Source organism: Streptomyces sp. ACA25 (genome assembly GCF_028200735.1).
Lineage (GTDB): Bacteria > Actinomycetota > Actinomycetes > Streptomycetales > Streptomycetaceae > Streptomyces.
In genome coordinates, this window is the sequence record NZ_JAQKPV010000072.1 from 1 (window position 1) to 977 (window position 977).

The following is a 977-nucleotide window of genomic DNA, read 5'->3' on the forward strand; positions in this document are numbered from 1 at the left end:
GGCCCGGTTGCGTGACAGCGGCGTCGGTACGTTCCTCGAACTCGGACCCGACGGAACCCTCACCGGGCAGACCCGTCGCTGCCTCGACGGGGACCCTGCCGCATATGCGTCCGCGCTGCGTGCCGACCGTGCCGAAGCCGATACGCTCCTGCGCGCCGTTGCGACCGTCCACGTCCACGGCGGACGTGTCGACTGGTCCACGCTGATTCCCGCCCGCACCGCCGGACCGATCGACCTGCCCACCTACCCGTTCCAACGACGGCGCTACTGGCTCGACTCCGCCCCGGCGCCCGCACCCGCAGCCGACGACGGGGAAACCCAGTTCTGGCACGCCGTCGAACATCAGGACGCCGCCGCCGTCGCGAGCACCCTGGACCTGGACCCCGACGCACTGGCCGCGGTCCTGCCTGCCCTGTCCGCCTGGCGCGGCGGCAGGCGTGAGCGGGCCCGGCTCGACTCCTGGCGCTACCGAGTCACCTGGCAGCCGCTGACCGACCGGCCGACGCTGCCCACCGGCGGAACCTGGCTGTTGCTCACCGCTGACGGCGCGGTTCCCGACGACCTCGCCGCCACTTTCCCCGGACATCTCCGCGGTGTCCGGTTCGACGCCGACCTCAGCTCGTTCACGGACATCACGGGAGTGGTGTGCCTGCCGACAGGTCCGGACGATGTTCTGCCGCTGCTGCGAGCGGAGTTGCCCGCACCGTTGTGGGTGTGCACGCGTGGTGCGGTGTCGGTCAATGGTGCGGACCGGCTGACCGACCCGTCGGGTGCCCTGCTGTGGGGTCTCGGCCGGGTGGCTGCTCTCGAACTGCCCCAGCGCTGGGGCGGCCTGATCGACCTGCCCGCTGAGCTGGACGCTCGTGCAGCTTCCCGCCTCCTCTCCGTCCTCACCGACGAGGCCGGCGAGGATCAGGTGGCGGTGCGCGACTCCGGAGTCCTGGCCCGCAGGCTGCGCCGGGCACCGCTCGGTTCCG

At 72.3% G+C, this 977-nt stretch carries 1 pseudogene; it reads left to right on the forward strand.

The annotated features are described in order from the left end of the window. Positions 1-977 (forward strand): annotated as a pseudogene (locus PJ985_RS23205) (type I polyketide synthase); the annotation flags it as partial.